Raw genomic sequence first — 17,371 nt, 5'->3', positions numbered from 1 at the left:
GCGAATCCGCCTACTCGCTCGACGAGGCCCTAAATCTCAGGCGGACGCAGCACCAGATGGGGGGGCACGCACTTGGCAGATGTGAAACAAGGTCGCTACGACGTCCCAAAAGGCCAGGCATCGGTTGCGCCTCAAAAAACGGATCATGAATATCTGGGTAGGCGCTATGATTGCACCAAATTGAAGGTAATCAGCGCTTGCCTGCAGTAGGCATAGCGAGCCCATCGGAGGTTGATTCGTGGAAAGGAGTCCAGCTTCATCACGGCAGAATAGGTGTTTAAGTGTGAGACGAGCTGCTGTGCTCTTAGGAGTTCGATGCACCATAGCGTTATCTATTTTAGGGATAGTCAAAGGTATTGCACAGCAAAGTAGGTGCATTTTAGGGGGGGATTATGAAAGATATACCATTTAACGTTTCCGCCAGAACCGCAAGACTAATTGGCAGAGAAAACGTGTCATCTGCTGAAGGTGCACTTATTGAATTAGTGAAAAATAGTTATGACGCCGACGCGTCATTTTGCATTGTGTATTTTGATGATAAGTTTGTTGAACTTCCAGATGCGCTGAACTCTCTTGAGTACGAAGAGTTTAAAAAGATACTTGAAGAGTTAGAGCTGCAAGACGTTCTTTGTTTTTATTCGCTTGATTTGTTTATTGAGTCGTATGTTTTTTCAAGAGAGGCCTACGAAAAAGCTTTCACCACAGAGCAAAAAACAATTATAGAAAAAACGTTATCTGAAATTGGTAAGGTTTACATCCTTGATAACGGCGAGGGGATGACCGAAGATGTTATTGAAAGTGCCTGGATGACAATTGGTACTGATAATAAAAATTATAATTTTGTGTCTGTGAATACTGGTCGAGTGAAGTCCGGAGCTAAAGGGATTGGTCGTTTCGCGTTAGATCGGCTAGGGGAAGAATGTGAATTATTAACAAAAACAAAAGATTCAAAAAAATGCCTTTTGTGGAAGGTTAATTGGAACGATTTCGACCAGCAAGGGTTGACCATCGACGGTGTTAACGCAAAACTTGGCTTCATAGATCGCTCTTTACAACATAACCTCTTAGACGCATTAGGTGATGACTTAGCGCAGTTTCATGATGTTGAAAGTTTAAGGCAGGGTAGTCAGATTAAGATTTCCCGCGCGAGGGATTGTTGGAAAAAGTCTAATATTGAGAAGATATTTTCAGAGTTAGCATCATTAGTACCCCCCGCTGAGGCTGGGGGGTTTGATGTTTATGTTTATAGCAGAAGGTATAAGTCAGAATTTGGACAGGTGTTGCCGAGTATCTGCGATGATTTTGATTATAAGCTCTCTGCTCGAATGGATGATGATGGAGTAATAAACTTCGAAGCGACTCGGCAAGAGTTGGACGTTACTCGTCTCAGTGAAGAACTTCTGAATAGATCGTTCTTCAAAGATCCAGCATATACAAAAAATAAATTGTTTGGTGAGTCGGTAAAATATACTAAAACGCTTTATCAACTTATTCCCGGTCTGAAGGAAAGCAACGAGAAAGCTCATGAGTTAATTGGTAGATTTGATTTTACCTTATATTTTCTGAAGCGAGTAAGCGACAAAAAAGATATTGAGATATTTTTGCATCGTTCTTATAACAGCGATGCTCGTAAGCGGTGGCTTGAACATAATAATGGTGTTCGTATATATCGAGATAATTTCAGAGTACGCCCTTACGGTGAAATCGGTAAGGCTTCATGGGATTGGCTGGGACTAGGTAGGAGGCAAGCTGAGGATCCATCGGCGCTCAGATCGGGGCGCTGGCGAGTGGGTCCTCAGAATATGTCGGGCATCATTAATATTTCCAGACTAAATAATTTGGGCTTGGAAGATAAGTCTAGTCGAGAAGGTATTCAGGAAAATGAGACGTTTAGTCTATTTAAATCCGTAGTTGAGGCTGTTGTTAAAGAGTTTGAACAAGATCGAAGCTCTTTGTATAAAGAGGTTTACGCTTTTTATAACGACAATAAAAACACTCCAACAGATGATGAGCTCAATCCAAAGCAAGAGGAGGATGCAGAGAAGTTAGCTCAAAAGATTTTTGAAAACATTAAAAAAGAACATGCTGAGGTTAAGGACGATTCTGAAAAGCTGGCGTTAGCCCTCCTTAAGGAAAAGGCTCGCACTCGGGAGATTGATGATCGATTAGAGGATATGAAGAAGGAGAATTCTTTATTGAGGGTTTTTGCTTCAAGTGGAATCACGATTGCATCTTTTACTCATGAGTTGGATAGTTTGAACTCAAAGCTTGGTAATCGGTTTGACCAGTTAGGAAATCTCATTCGTAATTACGCGGATTTGGATGTAGATGCTAGAGAACTAATTCCAGATTTTAAAAATCCATTCAAAAGAATAGAAATGCTGCGGAGAGACGATGAGCGAGTTAAGAACTGGATAAAATACTCGTTAAGAACTATTAGAAAGGATAAGCGAAAAAGAGTTAAGATTAATATAAAGACATACTTGGAAAATTTACGTGATGAATGGATGGGTACGCTCTCAGAGCGGCAGGTTTCTGTGCGAGTCGAGGTCGATGATTCTTCACTTTGCTTGAAAGCCTATGAGATAGATCTGGATTGCATATTTAATAATTTAATCATTAATTCAGCAGATGCTTTTAAACGGCCAGGTTTTTCCGGTGGGCGCGTAATTACAATTGGCTCCAGGGGAGTAAGTGGTAAAATACTTTTTGATTATAAAGATACAGGTCCTGGCCTTTCTCAAGATATCCAGAATCCTCTAGATATTTTTCAGCCGACATTTACGACGAAGACCAACAGTCTGGGCGAAGAAATAGGTACTGGACTTGGAATGTGGCTCGTCCAAAAGACAATTGAAGAATATCGTGGTAAAGCGCTACTTGGGCGTGGGAATGGTTTTAATATAACAATGGAGCTGAAAGGATGAATAAGGGGCGGGTGGTTTATATTGATGAAGATCCTGATGATATTGTTTATTTTCAGGAGTTTATGGACGGCCACTTTTCGTTGGAGATTGTTCAAATAGTTAATGATTCAGATTTGAACGATGTGGTCGACGAGATTATGAATTCACCTCCAGATGCCATCGTGACAGACTTTATGTTGAACGAAAAGGCAACTGTAGGTTTTAATGGTCAGGCGTTAATAGAGCTGGTGCAAGAGCGTAATAAGCATCTTCCCTGTTTCTTGCTGACATCGCATGCGCCAGATGCACTGGAGGCCACACATGATGCGCGTTTAGTTCAAGCTAAAGCGGTAATGATGAAGGATGATTTGAAATCCCTATTTAGAGCCCAGATAGCTAAGGTTATTGAAGATCATAGGGTTCGTCTGAGTAGTTCTGGGGAGGAGTTTGAAGCTCTGCTTTCGCTGCCGCGTGAAGGCCTCACAGCTCAACAGAGACAAAGAATCATTGAGTTGGACGGCTATCTTGAAGAGCATGGTCTTTCAGGCGCCATGCTTCCCAATGAGTTAAAAGAGGATCGTAGTTTAGAACTCTTGACTAAGTTGGTTTGCCAAGTCGATATGTTGCTAAAACGCGAGGGTGGGGTGTGATGTATCCTATTCATTCTTCTCGTCCGGAACGACGCGCCTCTGTAGAACAGAAAAATCGCTACTCATTATATAAGCTTGAGTTAAGAGAAGATTTTATTTCGAAATGTGGTTACTGCGATACACCCGATTACTATTCTGGTGGGAGGCGAGGTTTTCATATTGATCACTTTGCTCCAAAGTCAAAATTTGATGCGCTTAAAAATGAATATAGTAATTTAATTTATTGCTGTCCGATATGTAATATTGGGAAAAGTGATGATTGGCCAGGAGAAAGGTCCGATATTTCCTATGTTGGCGAGGTCGGATATGTTGATCCCTGTCATCCGGATTACCATAACCATCTAGCTAGAGGTTCCGATGGGGCAATTGTACCGCTGACTCCTTTGGGGGGATATATATACAAGAAGCTCAAATTTAATTTGCGGAGGCGTCAAATTTGTTGGCTTATGGAACGTATGGAGCAGCAGCTTGTTGAACTAGCCAAGATTGCTGATAAGTCGGAAGGAGAGAGCCAGGAAGTAAAAGCGCTTTGTGAGCTAACACTTAAGTATTTTGAATATGCGGGAATGCTAAAGCGTGAACAATGATTTTTTAGAGAAAATCGAAAGATCTAGAGTCTCGACCATCAATGAGATTGCGGCAGAAAAAAAGAAGTTAGCGGAGCAATATTTTACCCCCGCTAGAGTATCGGCAATTATGGCTGAGATGTTTTCCGCTCGCCCTGGGCAAACTGTATCAGTTTTGGATCCTTGTTGTGGCGTTGGAAACTTGTCGGCTGCTGTTTTGAACCGTGCTCAGCGGGAACATGAACACGCTCTATTTACCTTGATAGAAAAAGACGGCTTTCTAGCAAAGTTAGCAAAGGATAATTTTTTCGATATAGCAGATACCAACGTAATTCATTCGGACTTTTTTGATTGTTTTCCAAAACTTTCTACCTATGATCGGATTATCCTTAACCCCCCATATTCAAAAATTCTTGCGGGCACTGATATAGCTACGTTTTGTATAAATCACCTTGGGTATAAAGAAGCAAATATTTACTCGGCGTTTGTGTCGTGTTGCTTGAAATTGCTTTCGGACGATGGCGAGTTAATAGCGATTATTCCTAGAAGTTTTTGTAACGGCCCATTATTTAAGGGTTTTCGAAACAGTATTCTGAAGAGCTATTATCTGCAGGAGATATATCTTTTCGAGTCAAGAAAAATATTCTGGGATTCAAGCGTTCTGCAAGAAGTTATGATTCTTAAAATTTCGAAAGAGAATGTAGAGTTTGTTCGAATTTCTCATGAGAAAAATAATGGTCAAATTTCAACTAAAGAAATATGCCGTGATAAGGTCTATTTTAAAGGAGACTCGCAAAAATTTATTCATATCCCCCTAGCGGCGGGCGACGATGAACTTTTAAGTAAAATTGCTAAATTCAGCCAGACTCTTCTGACTTTAGGTTTGCGCGCATCTACAGGGAAGGTTGTAGATTTTAGGTGTGGCGATTGGTTGTTAGAGAGGAAAGGTAAACGTTCTTCGTTCCTTTTGTACCAAGATAGTATTGGGCTTGATGCTTCGATTGCTTTTGGGAGAGGGGTTGCAGCGAAACGTAGGTACATTAAAGTATGTGACGAGTCTATGTCCGTTCTAATTCCGAGACAGAATTATATTCTAGTGAGGCGGATTTCTTTTAAGGAGTCATCCACAAGAATTGTAGCCGCTCCCTTCTTAGAGAAATCATATGAGGGTGAATATTTGGGAGTCGAAAATCATTTGAATTATATCTGGGGTGAGAAGGTAAAACTTAGTGGTAATGTTTGTGTTGCACTCTTTGCGTATCTTTCTACTAAAACAATTGATTCATACATACGCAGATTTTCCGGGCACACACAGATTAATGCCGCCGATTTGAATTCGATTCCGATTCCAGGTCTTGCGGAGTTAGAAAGCTTTGGTGAGCATAACGCTGATATATCTATGAGTGAGCTTGTAATTAAAGCCGAAGAAAATTTTTTTCGCGATGCGTAGTGGTGGTGCGGATAAAAGTGGCGTACGGGTTTCGGTTTAAATAAAATGGCTGCAAGTTTTGAGGTTTTATAAGAAGAAGTCCCTAAAGAGCCTTCAGCGCTTTGTGATTTTCGATCTTTGTTTCAATCAATTCATCGGTATTCGGATTTTTGTAATTTTTCAGTTGTCGAGTCTTGCTAATGCCGGGTGTTCCATTCTAAGTCGAGTGCTCTTTGTGCTTTAGAATTTAACAAATTTATGATGTGCTTCAAGCTAAAGTCGTATTGATCCATAAGACCAAATAGCTTGGTTTCGAATTCGATTCCTCTATTCTGGCCGGAATCACCCTTTAGGGCTTTCAGAGCCTGGAACTGCTTAGCTAGGCGTTTTCAAGCTGGCCGTACTCGGCAAGTTTAGATATTAGTGTTTCCTGATATACTTTACAGGTGCTCATATCTTTATAGGATTGCAGCTTAAGGATTCAGTATCATTTTCAAACTTTTATTTTCTTCCGATATGGCTCAATTAAGTACGGATTAAGTTGAAGGTAAGTATTTCGGCCGTCTTAGTTTTGCGTGTTTTGATAGCCCCGATTTTAGTGGTTGTCAGATGGTTTCTGCGCGCCTTTAAGGTTTAGGTCCAACCCGCGCTACTTTGTATTCGAGTGATCATGACCTCTATCCTGACGGGTTTTAAACTGCCCGCGTTACAGCGATAGGATGTCCTGCACGGTGTATTTGCTTGAAAGCTCCGACCATTCACGTCTGCTCCATTTGTCGAAGCCATCACTCTGTTTTGGAAGCACCATTTTCTCAGGCTGAGTTGGTCGCCCCCCAGCATCCCCTCAACAGCCCAGAGCTTGCTCCCCAAATCCATCAGCACTTGGGCTTTTTCGTTCCACTGTTCTTCCAATACCGTCCGTGCCAGGAACATAGCTGTTCTTTCGATGGCATTGTATTTCTTTTGAGCCTCATCGATGTGTTGGTCGACGGTGACCAGTTCCTTTTTCAACGCTGTAATGATTAAGTGTTGGCGACGATTTTGCTCGGTTGCAGTTGTGAGGTTTTTCGCTGCTTTCTGGGCGTTCGTATTAGCGTCCTTTTCGCCCTCGGTATCGCCCCAAGCCACAGCTTGGGCATAGGCGGTTGCTGCGTCGGTTTCGGCTTAACGGGCTTTTGCAATATCCTCGGACGCTTGCTGCTGGATCTGTTCCAAACGTGTACTGAGACTGTCCCGCTTTTCGTTGAGCTCTTGCTCGTCGGCTTGGTGCCGTTGCCGAGCATGTAGACCGTCTCGCCGATAATGCGGGGGTCGCACATGCCGATTTCATCCAGCACCAGGAGGCCGTCTGAGTGGGCGGCGGCGATGGACTCCAGGGCGTTGTCCGTGGAACGCCACGAACGTACCAGACGCGGCCCGCCATAAAAAACCGAGGCAGCGACCTGCAAGTGGGTAGTCTTGCCCCCGGAACTGTCACCGTAGAGATGGAAGCCGCCCGACTCATGCCCGAGTAGGTTGAGCAGAGGTCCCGCAAACGCCACAGAGACGACAAATGCCAAGCGGTGGTTGCCAGCGCACAGTGCGCCGATTTGCTGTTGATTGCTCCAGAGAGCCCGCCTCGCTGATCGGTGGCAACTGCGCACCGGCTTCATAAAAATGCAGGTGTTCGGTATGTGAGCCGATTTGCGGTTCGGGCAAAAGGAAAGCCCTATCGTGCCAACACAAGCGCGTTACCAAACGTGCGCGCTGGGCGCTACCGAAGCCGCCGAGATAACTCTGCAGGTCGTTGCGGGCATTGCGCCCCGATCGACTTCCGGCAAGGCGTAGTCCCATGTCGACCAGTGGCCCAAGTACGTCCTTGCCGAAGTCACCAGTCATGGTTCGGGCCGGAATGTTCCAGCGTTTTTTGGCTCCGTCCGGGCCGTCGAATTCAACCAACAAACCCCAGTTATGGCCCTTGTCCTCGCGGGTGCGGGGAGGATTTCGAGAGGCGAATACACGACGCATACACTTGGGCATACACGGCGGGAAGTTACAGGGGTAGACAGGGACGGATAGCCAGAAACAAGAAAGCCCGCACGGGGCGGGCTTCTTGGGGTGTTTCGTAGACTGTCTGAGACAGCCCGAGACTGCTATATGGTGCACCCGGCGGGATTCGAACCCACGACCCCTGCCTTCGGAGGGCAGTACTCTATCCAGCTGAGCTACGGATGCTTGTGCGGGCGACATCATACCCATGTCGACCTTGGGCGTCCATGCCGCTTTTCGCCCGGCCACCCGTAGGAATACGCGCCGCTGGCGCCCTGTGCCGGGCGTCTCGGCGCAATAGGGCGGAACTCGCCCGAAACACGCTGATCAGAAAAATCGAGCAAATGCGCCGTTTTCGTTCTTTTTTTCGAACAGACTATTGCCCTGCACCCCCATTGATCCTAGGATTCGTTTGAGATTTCAAACGCTCCTGCCTGGGTGCTGAACCGCACATTTGTCCTTTCGTGCGCTATTTACGTGCTTGCGCCCAGTGAATGATTTCCCTGACGGCAGCCCTCAAGGCGCCTTTCAACAACTCTAATTCGCTCCGCGCGTGCGCGGTGCTGTTAAGGAAAGCCGACATGCAGCTCAAAGACACCCAGTTGTTCCGCCAGCAAGCCTTTATTGATGGCGCTTGGGTCGATGCGGACAACGGTCAAACGATCAAGGTCAACAACCCCGCTACCGGCGAAATCCTCGGTACCGTGCCAAAAATGGGCGCCGCCGAAACCCGTCGCGCCATTGAAGCAGCTGACAAGGCCCTGCCGGCCTGGCGTGCACTCACCGCCAAGGACCGCGCCAACAAGCTGCGCCGCTGGTTCGAGCTGATCATCGAGAACCAGGATGACCTGGCTCGCCTGATGACCCTGGAACAAGGCAAGCCGCTGGCCGAAGCCAAGGGCGAAATCGTTTACGCCGCTTCGTTCATCGAGTGGTTCGCCGAAGAAGCCAAGCGCGTCTACGGTGATGTGATTCCCGGCCACCAGCCGGACAAGCGCCTGATCGTGATCAAGCAACCAATCGGCGTTACCGCTGCCATCACGCCGTGGAACTTCCCGGCCGCGATGATCACCCGTAAAGCCGGCCCGGCCCTGGCTGCCGGTTGCACCATGGTGCTCAAGCCTGCATCGCAAACCCCGTTCTCCGCGTTCGCCCTGGCCGAGCTGGCCCAGCGTGCCGGCATTCCGAAAGGCGTGTTCAGCGTGGTCTCCGGCAGCGCCGGCGATATCGGCAGCGAGCTGACCAGCAACCCGATCGTGCGTAAGTTGTCCTTCACCGGCTCCACCGAAATCGGTCGCCAGCTGATGGCCGAATGCGCCAAGGACATCAAGAAGGTTTCCCTGGAACTGGGCGGCAACGCGCCGTTCATCGTGTTCGACGATGCAGACCTGGATAAGGCCGTCGAAGGCGCGATCATTTCCAAGTACCGCAACAACGGCCAGACCTGCGTCTGCGCCAACCGCCTGTACATCCAGGATTCGGTGTACGACGCGTTCGCCGAGAAACTGAAAGTGGCAGTGGCCAAGCTGAAGATCGGCAACGGTCTGGAAGAGGGCACCACCACCGGCCCGCTGATCGACGAGAAGGCCGTGGCCAAGGTTCAGGAGCACATCGCTGATGCCCTGAGCAAAGGCGCGACCCTGTTGGCTGGCGGCAAGGTGATGGAAGGCAACTTCTTCGAGCCGACCATCCTGGTCAACGTGCCGAAAGATGCTGCCGTGGCCAAGGAAGAAACCTTCGGCCCACTGGCGCCGCTGTTCCGCTTCAAAGACGAAGCCGAAGTGATCGCGATGTCCAACGACACCGAGTTCGGCCTGGCTTCCTACTTCTATGCCCGCGACCTGGGCCGTGTGTTCCGTGTGGCTGAAGCCCTGGAATACGGCATGGTCGGCGTCAACACCGGGTTGATCTCCAACGAAGTGGCGCCGTTCGGCGGCATCAAGGCTTCGGGCCTGGGCCGTGAAGGCTCCAAGTACGGGATCGAGGACTACCTGGAAATCAAATACCTCTGCCTGGGCATCTAAGCCCGGCAAGGCATTGTTGCAAACGCAAAGGGCACGAGAGCGCTGTCCCTTTGCGTGTTTCACCCGTTATTCGTAGTGGCCGGGAAAGCTGTGGCAGTCGATCATCGCATGCTGCCGTAGTTGCCTCCCCGCCACGTATTCCTTGGACCACGCCACCCGATGAGTGGCGAATGAGGACTTTATGAGCAAGACCAACGCATCCCTGATGAAACGCCGCGAAGCCGCTGTACCACGCGGTGTTGGCCAGATTCACCCGATCTTCGCCGAGTCGGCGAAGAACGCCACCGTGACCGACGTTGAAGGTCGCGAATTCATCGACTTCGCCGGCGGTATCGCCGTGCTGAACACCGGCCACGTGCACCCGAAAATCATCGCCGCCGTGACCGAACAGCTGAACAAGCTGACTCACACCTGCTTCCAGGTACTGGCCTACGAGCCGTACGTTGAGCTGTGCGAAAAAGTTAACGCCAAGGTCCCGGGTGATTTCGCCAAGAAAACCCTGCTGGTCACCACCGGTTCCGAAGCGGTAGAGAACGCCGTGAAGATCGCCCGTGCCGCCACTGGCCGTGCCGGCGTGATCGCGTTCACCGGCGCCTACCACGGTCGCACCATGATGACCCTGGGCCTCACCGGCAAAGTGGTGCCGTACTCGGCCGGCATGGGCCTGATGCCAGGCGGCGTGTTCCGCGCGCTGTTCCCGAACGAACTGCACGGTGTGAGCGATGACGACTCCATCGCCAGCATCGAACGCATCTTCAAGAACGATGCCGAGCCGCGTGATATCGCTGCCATCATCATCGAGCCGGTGCAGGGCGAAGGCGGTTTCTACGTCGCGCCTAAATCCTTCATGAAGCGCCTGCGCGAACTGTGCGACAAGCACGGCATCCTGCTGATCGCCGACGAAGTGCAAACCGGTGCCGGCCGTACCGGTACTTTCTTCGCCATGGAACAGATGGGCGTTGCCGCCGACCTGACCACCTTCGCCAAATCCATCGCAGGCGGCTTCCCGCTGGCCGGTGTATGCGGCAAGGCTGAATACATGGACGCCATTGCGCCAGGTGGCCTGGGCGGCACTTACGCTGGCAGCCCGATCGCTTGCGCCGCGGCCCTGGCCGTGATGGAAGTGTTCGAAGAAGAGCACCTGCTGGACCGCTGCAAGGCTGTGGGCGAGCGCCTGGTGACCGGTCTGAAAGCTATCCAGGCCAAGTACCCGGTGATCGGCGAAGTGCGTGCCCTGGGCGCAATGATTGCGGTCGAGCTGTTCGAAGATGGCGACAGCCATAAGCCGAACGCCGCTGCTGTCGCTTCCGTGGTGGCCAAGGCGCGTGACAAGGGCTTGATCCTGCTGTCCTGCGGCACCTACGGCAACGTGTTGCGCGTGCTGGTTCCGCTGACTTCGCCGGACGAGCAGTTGGACAAAGGCCTGGCGATCATCGAAGAGTGCTTCTCCGAGCTGTGATCAAAAGTTGACCTGATCGACAAAAAACCCGCTTAGGCGGGTTTTTTTGTGCCCGATGAACGGTATTCAGCCGTTGTTCATTGTACGCAGGCGGCTCCTTTGTCTAAGGTGCTGGTATTGCCGATGGAGCGTGCTGGATGACTGCTGTTGATTTACCGGCTGTACCCCGTGTGTTGATTGCCGAGGCCGACCCTTGGTCCCGAGATCTGCTCAAGCAGGTGTTGCTGAATGTGCGCTGTGACGCACGGCTGGATGTGTGTGCCGATGGCCAGCGGGCCACCGAGTTGCTGCGTGACAAACCCTATGACCTGATCATTGCCGATTGGGAGCTGCCCGGCGTCGATGGCCTGAGCCTGCTGCGCAGCGTGCGCCTGCAACGGCGTACGCCGCTGTTGCCGTTTATCCTGCTGAGTACCCGCAACGACAGCGCCAGTGTGCGCGAAGCCTTGCCGCTGGCACCGACCGCGTACCTGACCAAACCCCTGAACATGGAAAGCCTGACCCAGCGCCTGCAGGACTTGCTGCTGAACGAAGGTGAGACGGTGTATTGCGAAGTCCCGGCCCTGGCGCCGGGCATGACCTTGCCGGTGTTTCTGGAGCGCCGCCGGGAAGCCTCCGACGGCGCGCCGCTGCGGGTCGACGTGCAGGCTGCGGTGCAACATAGCCTGGAGCCGGAGGGCCTGGACCTCAAGCGCCTGGAAGAGCAGGTGCGCATGGACCCGCAGATTACTGCCGTGTTGATCGCCGCCGCCAACAGCGCCGGCCATCACGGTTCGCCGGTACAGACCCTGGGCATGGCCCTGCACAAGCTGGCGGCGGGGCAGAGCATGAACCTGATCCTGGGGCTCGCCCTCAAGCACAACGTGGTACTGAGCGACCCGAGCCTTGTGGATTACGCCGAGCGTCATTGGCAGCTGTCCCAGCGTACCGCCGACTACGCCCGCAGCCTGGCGCGCATGCTCGACCTGGATCACGAGCGCTGCTACAGCGCCGGGATCCTCCATCGCCTTGGCGACCTGGCCTTGCTGCGGTGCCTGCAAGACTGGCTGCTGGGCGGTGGCGAACTGGATGATGAAGCGATTGGCGAGTCCCTCTACACCTTCGGCGCGGCCTATGGTTCGGCACTGCGCACACGCTGGCGCCTGCCGCTGGAGTTGCGCCAGTTGATCGCGGCGATTTATTCGCTGGAGGGCGGGGTGTATTCCCGCGAAGCGCTGGTGATGAACCTGGCGGCGCAACTGGCGCGGCTGACCGAGCATGAAGGCGTCGAGGCATTGGCGAAAGGCAAGACGGCACGCTTGCTCAAGGTGGGTTTGCCGGAATTGACGCGTATGCGCAAAACCTAGCAGGCGATGCGTGCCAGTGTGGGAGCTGGCTTGCCTGCGATAGCATCATCCCGGTACAACCAACACGCCGAGGTGCCTGCATCGCGGGCAAGCCCGGCTCCCACAGGTCATCGTGTGGCGTCAGCCGGGGAGCACGCGGTTTTTGCCCTGGCGCTTGGCCTCGTACATGGCCGCGTCAGCGCGGGCAAACAGGCTGTCCACATTGGCGTCCTCGGCGGTCAGGCTGGCCAGGCCCTGGCTGACGGTGACCGCGAAGCTCTCACCGTCGTGGCTGAAACTCAGCTGCGCAATCTCGTGCCCCAGGCGTTCGGCCACCTGCATTGCCATCTCCGGGGCACAACCGGGCAGTATGGCGGCGAATTCTTCGCCGCCAATGCGCCCGAACAGGTCGCCACGGCGCAGAACTCCCCGACCGCTCTCGGCGATACGCTGCAACACCTGATCGCCTTCCAGGTGGCCGTAGGTGTCGTTCACCACCTTGAAGTCATCGATGTCCAGCAACAGGAACGCCAGGGGCGTGCCTTGCAGGCAGGCGCGTTCAAACTCGTGGTGGGCGCACTCGAAGAAATGCCGGCGGTTGCTGCTGCGGGTCAGCACATCGGTGGTGGCCAGGCGGTGCAGCTCGAGTTCCAGCTGCTTCTTTTCGGTGATGTCTTCGGCTATGCCTACCACGATCACCGGCTGGCCGGGCTCGGCCTGCTGGTTGATGTAACACTTGTCGCTGAGCCAGCGGATCTGCCCGTCGGCGGTGATGATGCGGTACTCGCGGTCTTCCACGGCGCCGCTGTGCAGCACCTGGGCCAGGCTGTGCTCGGCGTAGTCGAGGTCTTCGGGGTGGATGCTGTTGCGCCATTCCCGATAGTCGGTCAACAACATGCCCGCCGTACGTCCGAAAACCCGCTCATAGGCCGGGCTGACGTACAGCACGCGGCGAGTGTCCCACTCGATTGCCCAGAGCACGGCATTCACACTGACCAACAGCGAACTCAGCAGTTGCTCGCGTTCACTCAGCCGTTCCACTTCGCCCTGAGCATGCATCAGGGCCAGTAACGTAGCGGCGGCTGCCGGTCGTGGCTGTTCGAGGACGGGGGTGTCGGTGAAGGTCTGTTCGGGGACCATCGGCACAACTCTCTCTGGGCAGGCCGCGGGGTTGGGCAGCGGTCACAACAAGGGCCGCCGGGATGGCGAAGTGTTGATTGAGAGGGGGAATTTGCTGCGAAGTTCCGTTATCAGCGCCGATTAGAGGCGACCAAGAAATGGCGCCAGAAACATGTAGGAGCGAGTTTGTTGGGGGGAGGGGCTTGCTGTGGGGAAGGAGTTGCGGTGGGGAGGGGCTGCTATGGGGAAGGAGCTTGTTGTGGCGAGGGAGCTTGCTCCCGCTGGGCTGCGTAGCGGCCCCAAAATCTTGGGAGCGCTGCGCACTCCAGCGGGAGCAAGCTCCCTCGCCACAGAAGCTCCCTTGCCACAAAAAATCGGCTCGCTACAGCCGTATCAGGCCGCGGCAGGCCGCAGCGAATAGGTCTTCAGCTGATGGGCAAAGTCCCGCAGGGATTGAATCCCGCTCGCCTCGGCCTCGTGCACCCATTCCTTGATCGCCGCCAGCATGTCGTGGCCGTTGGTGCTGGTTTTCAGCCAGATCTGTTGCAGCGCCAGGCGCTTCTCGTAGATCACTTTCAGGGCCTGGCTGTGCTCCAGCATGCTCTGGATGCGCACGTGATGGCGGTCATCCAGCAGGCTGGTCTCCCGCGACAGCAGGCGCTTGGCGCGATGGAATTGGTGGCGCACCGAGTGATCGACCTTTTCCAGTTCCTGCTTGACCAGCGGGCCAATCACCAACTTGCGGTACTGGGCCATGATCTGGAAGCGGTTGTTGAGGATCGCCATCGCGGTGTCCATGTCCAGGCTGCCCTTGCCTTCGACCCGGTGGGCGATCGGCGCGACCCGTTGCACCTTGGCCAGGCGCAGGAAGCTGAACACTTTGATCCAGGCCCAGCCCAGGTCGAACTCCCACTTCTTCACCGACAGCTTGGCGGAGTTGGGGTAGGTGTGGTGGTTGTTATGCAGCTCTTCGCCACCCACGATGATGCCCCAGGGAATCAGGTTGGTGGCCGCATCGCGGCATTCGAAGTTGCGGTAGCCGATGGCATGACCCAGGCCGTTGATTACGCCGGCAGCCCAGAACGGGATCCACATCATCTGGATGGCCCAGATGGTGATGCCGATGGTGCCGAACAGCAGCAGGTCGATCACGCCCATGATCGCCACGCCCAGCAGCGGGTACGGGGTGTAGAGCTTGCGCTCGATCCAGTCTTCCGGGCAGTTCTTGCCGTAGATACGCAGGGTCTCGGGGTTCTCGGCTTCGGCGCGATACAGCTCGGCGCCTTTGCGCAGCACGGTGGACAGGCCCTTGATCACCGGGCTGTGAGGATCGTCGACGGTTTCGCACTTGGCGTGGTGTTTGCGGTGGATAGCGGTCCACTCGCGGGTGTTCTGCGCCGTGGTGAGCCACAGCCAGAAGCGGAAGAAGTGTTTCAGGCCAGCATTGAGCTCCAGGGAGCGGTGGGCTGAATAGCGGTGCAGATAGACCGTGACCCCGACAATGGTCACGTGGGTCATCAACAGAGTGACTGCCACCAGTTGCCAGGCCGACAAGTCAAGAAAACCGTTGTACCACATAGGCTGTATGGCCCTCAGATAAAGAAAAAACCAGCTTGCGCATTATCACTAAGCCTACAGATAAAACCAGCCGCCCTTTCAGATAGGAGTGACTGGATGTTTCTTATTCTATAATCCGTAGCCTTTGTAGGGCGAATCTGGTTTTTTAGTAAGGATTACTGAACATATGCTGTTTTCATACCGAGGTGCCCTGCGTGCCGGGCTGATGTACCTGCTGGTTTCGATTGTGTGGATTCAGCTCAGCCATCAGGTATTGATCAACTTTATCGATGAACCCGTGGAGCTGGGCCACTGGCTTCAGATACGCGGTTACCTGTGGGTCAGCCTCAGTGCCCTGGCGATCTACCTGCTCTGCGCACACTTTGCCCGGGCCAACCTGATCCAGCAGCCACTGAAGGAAAACCGCGAGCGCCTGCGCCAGGCCGCCGCCGTGTTCGATTGCACCCGCGAAGGGGTGCTGGTCACCGATGCTCTGGGGCTGATTGTTCACGTCAACCGGGCCTTTATCGAAATCACCGGCTACCAGTGCGAAGACGTGCTGGGGCACCAGCCGAGCCTGTTCAAGTCCGGGCGCCACTCGGCCAGTTTCTACCAGGCGATGTTCGAGACGCTGGAACGTGACGGTGAATGGAGCGGTGAAATCTGGAACCGCCGTAAAAGCGGCGAAATCTACCCACAGTGGCAGACCATCCGGGTGATCCGTGATGAGCAGGGCCATATCAGCCACTACGTCGCGGTGTTCTCCGATATCAGCGCCATCAAGCACTCCGAGAGCGAGTTGGCGCACCTGGCCCATCACGACCCGCTGACCGACCTGCCCAACCGCCTGCTGTTCACCGATCGTGCCGAACAGGCCCTGGCCTCCGCGCAGATCCATAAACGTGGCTGCGCCTTGCTGCTGCTCGACCTCGACCATTTCAAGATCATCAACGACAGCCTCGGCCATAACGTCGGCGACCAGTTGCTCAAGGCCGTCGGCGAGCGCCTGCAAGGCCTGTTCGGCCCCGGCGTGACCCTGGCGCGCCTGGGCGGTGACGAGTTCGCGGTGCTGGCGGAAAGTTGTCCACAGGTGGGCCAGGCCGCCGCCCTGGCGCAACGTATTCTCGACGCGATGAAAGAACCGGTCATCTTCGACGGCCATCAACTGTTTATCAGCGTGAGCATCGGGATCAGCCTGTTCCCCAGCGACGCGCTGAGCGCCGAGCAACTGCTGCGCAACGCTGACTCCGCGTTGTTCAAGGCCAAGAGCGCCGGCCGCGAAGGCTACGCCTTGTACACCGAAGAGCTTACTGCCCACGCCCAGCACCGCGTGGAAATGGCCGGTGAACTGCGCCGCGCGCTGGATCAGCAGGAGCTGCGGGTTTACTACCAGCCAGTGCACGACCTGCAAGACAGCCGAATGATCGGCGTCGAAGCCCTGGTGCGCTGGCAGCACCCGGAGCGCGGGCTGGTGCCGCCGGGGGAATTCATCCCGATTGCCGAGCGCACCGGGCTGATTGCCGACATCGACGCCTGGGTCATGGACCAGGCCTGCCGCCAGATGTGCCGGTGGCTGGCAGACGGTGCACCGTTGACGTTTCTCGCGGTGAATGTGTCCAGCCGCCTGTTTGCCCGGCGGGAGCTGTATGAGCAAGTGGCCAAGGTGCTGCACGACACGGGGCTGGATCCGGCGCTTTTAGAGCTGGAAGTCACCGAAAGCGCGGTGATGGAAGACCCGGAAGTCGCCCTTGAGCAAATGCATCGCCTGCGTGAGCTCGGCTTGCGCCTGGCCATCGACGACTTTGGCACCGGTTATTCATCGCTGCTGCGGCTCAAGCGCTTGCCGGTGCAGAAGCTCAAGATCGACCAGGGTTTTGTCGCCGGGTTGCCATGGGATGAAGACGATGCGGCGATCGTGCGGGTAGTGATCGCGTTGGCGCAGAGCATGGGCATGCAGGTGCATGCCGAAGGTATCGAGCAGGTTGAGCAGGCGCGGTTTCTATTGGACCAGCGCTGTGACCTTGGCCAGGGGTACTGGTTTGGTCGGCCGATGCCGGCCGGTGAGCTGGATTGGGCGAGGGCGCCGACCATTCGTTAAACACCGCCTGTCCTGATTTCAAACAGGGCCAAAATGTGGGAGCGGGCTTGCTCGCGAAGGCGGCGTGTCAGTCAGCAAATCTGTCACTGAACCACCGCCTTCGCGAGCAAGCCCGCTCCCACATTTGGATCTCCACACGGCTTTATTTCACGGGTCGTCCCGCAAAACCCCTCGCAACCCCTCGTCCCACCAGAAAATTCTTTCTGGTTA

The 17,371-nt window shown here is 53.9% G+C and carries 10 protein-coding genes, 1 tRNA gene and 3 pseudogenes; 8 read left to right on the top strand and 6 right to left on the bottom strand.

Features of this window, described 5'->3' with window-relative positions:
* Window positions 1-392 precede the first annotated feature (392 nt).
* The 4 genes from HX818_RS19990 to HX818_RS19975 are packed head-to-tail and all read left to right on the top strand — an operon-like array spanning window position 393 to window position 5,572.
* Entirely contained in the window at window positions 393-2,927 is a 2,535-nt protein-coding gene (locus tag HX818_RS19990; RefSeq protein ID WP_177020612.1) for a sensor histidine kinase, read from the top strand.
* Window positions 2,924-3,556: a hypothetical protein gene (locus tag HX818_RS19985; protein ID WP_177020611.1), complete on the top strand. Its 633-nt coding sequence runs from the start codon at window positions 2,924-2,926 to the stop codon at window positions 3,554-3,556. Before HX818_RS19990 ends, HX818_RS19985 begins: the two co-directional genes overlap by 4 nt.
* Complete coding sequence (locus tag HX818_RS19980) at window positions 3,556-4,143, top strand: HNH endonuclease (RefSeq protein WP_177020610.1); 588 nt, start codon at window positions 3,556-3,558, stop codon at window positions 4,141-4,143. Before HX818_RS19985 ends, HX818_RS19980 begins: the two co-directional genes overlap by 1 nt.
* Window positions 4,133-5,572: an N-6 DNA methylase gene (locus HX818_RS19975; protein WP_177020609.1), complete on the top strand. Its 1,440-nt coding sequence runs from the start codon at window positions 4,133-4,135 to the stop codon at window positions 5,570-5,572. Before HX818_RS19980 ends, HX818_RS19975 begins: the two co-directional genes overlap by 11 nt.
* A gap of 82 nt (window positions 5,573-5,654) precedes the next feature.
* Here the strand turns inward: HX818_RS19975 and HX818_RS31265 are convergent.
* From HX818_RS31265 to HX818_RS19960, 4 genes and pseudogenes are all read right to left on the bottom strand, one after another.
* Window positions 5,655-5,972, bottom strand: a pseudogene (locus HX818_RS31265) (histone-like nucleoid-structuring protein, MvaT/MvaU family).
* Between the two features lie 285 nt (window positions 5,973-6,257).
* Window positions 6,258-6,817: pseudogene (locus HX818_RS19970) on the bottom strand (chromosome segregation protein SMC); the annotation flags it as partial.
* Window positions 6,763-7,551, bottom strand: a pseudogene (locus HX818_RS19965) (DUF927 domain-containing protein); the annotation flags it as partial. The pseudogenes HX818_RS19965 and HX818_RS19970, both read right to left, overlap by 55 nt.
* A 137-nt stretch (window positions 7,552-7,688) precedes the next feature.
* Window positions 7,689-7,765, bottom strand: a tRNA-Arg gene (locus tag HX818_RS19960).
* 395 nt (window positions 7,766-8,160) lie between these two features.
* Here HX818_RS19960 and gabD point away from each other — a divergent pair.
* The 3 genes from gabD (at window position 8,161) to HX818_RS19945 (ending at window position 12,408) form a co-directional block, all read left to right on the top strand.
* Window positions 8,161-9,603 carry an NADP-dependent succinate-semialdehyde dehydrogenase gene (gene gabD / locus HX818_RS19955; RefSeq protein WP_003218155.1) on the top strand — a complete coding sequence of 481 codons (1,443 nt, stop codon included), beginning with the start codon at window positions 8,161-8,163 and terminating at the stop codon, window positions 9,601-9,603.
* A 181-nt stretch (window positions 9,604-9,784) separates the two neighbouring features.
* A complete protein-coding gene (gene gabT, locus HX818_RS19950) occupies window positions 9,785-11,062 on the top strand; it encodes a 4-aminobutyrate--2-oxoglutarate transaminase (protein ID WP_003218153.1) in 1,278 nt (425 codons plus the stop codon).
* Between the two features lie 137 nt (window positions 11,063-11,199).
* Window positions 11,200-12,408 (top strand): HDOD domain-containing protein, encoded by a 1,209-nt coding sequence (locus tag HX818_RS19945; RefSeq protein ID WP_003218151.1) that lies wholly within the window; start codon window positions 11,200-11,202, stop codon window positions 12,406-12,408.
* Window positions 12,409-12,528: 120 nt separating this feature from the next.
* On the opposite strand, the gene HX818_RS19940 is transcribed toward HX818_RS19945, so the two are convergent.
* Together HX818_RS19940 and desA are read right to left on the bottom strand one after the other, a co-directional pair.
* Window positions 12,529-13,527 carry a sensor domain-containing diguanylate cyclase gene (locus HX818_RS19940; protein WP_177020608.1) on the bottom strand — a complete coding sequence of 333 codons (999 nt, stop codon included), beginning with the start codon at window positions 13,525-13,527 and terminating at the stop codon, window positions 12,529-12,531.
* Window positions 13,528-13,899: 372 nt separating this feature from the next.
* Window positions 13,900-15,084, bottom strand: a complete 1,185-nt coding sequence (desA, locus tag HX818_RS19935) for a delta-9 fatty acid desaturase DesA (protein ID WP_087693634.1) — start codon at window positions 15,082-15,084, stop codon at window positions 13,900-13,902.
* Window positions 15,085-15,250: 166 nt separating this feature from the next.
* Here desA and dibA point away from each other — a divergent pair, with 166 nt between their 5' ends.
* Complete coding sequence (gene dibA, locus HX818_RS19930; RefSeq protein WP_177020607.1) at window positions 15,251-17,161, top strand: phosphodiesterase DibA; 1,911 nt, start codon at window positions 15,251-15,253, stop codon at window positions 17,159-17,161.
* Window positions 17,162-17,371: the final 210 nt, after the last annotated feature.

The organism is Pseudomonas sp. F9001, assembly GCF_013385435.1.
Lineage (GTDB): Bacteria > Pseudomonadota > Gammaproteobacteria > Pseudomonadales > Pseudomonadaceae > Aquipseudomonas.
Note: the sequence above shows the minus strand (reverse complement) of the source record. Positions and strands in the feature narration are given on the sequence as shown.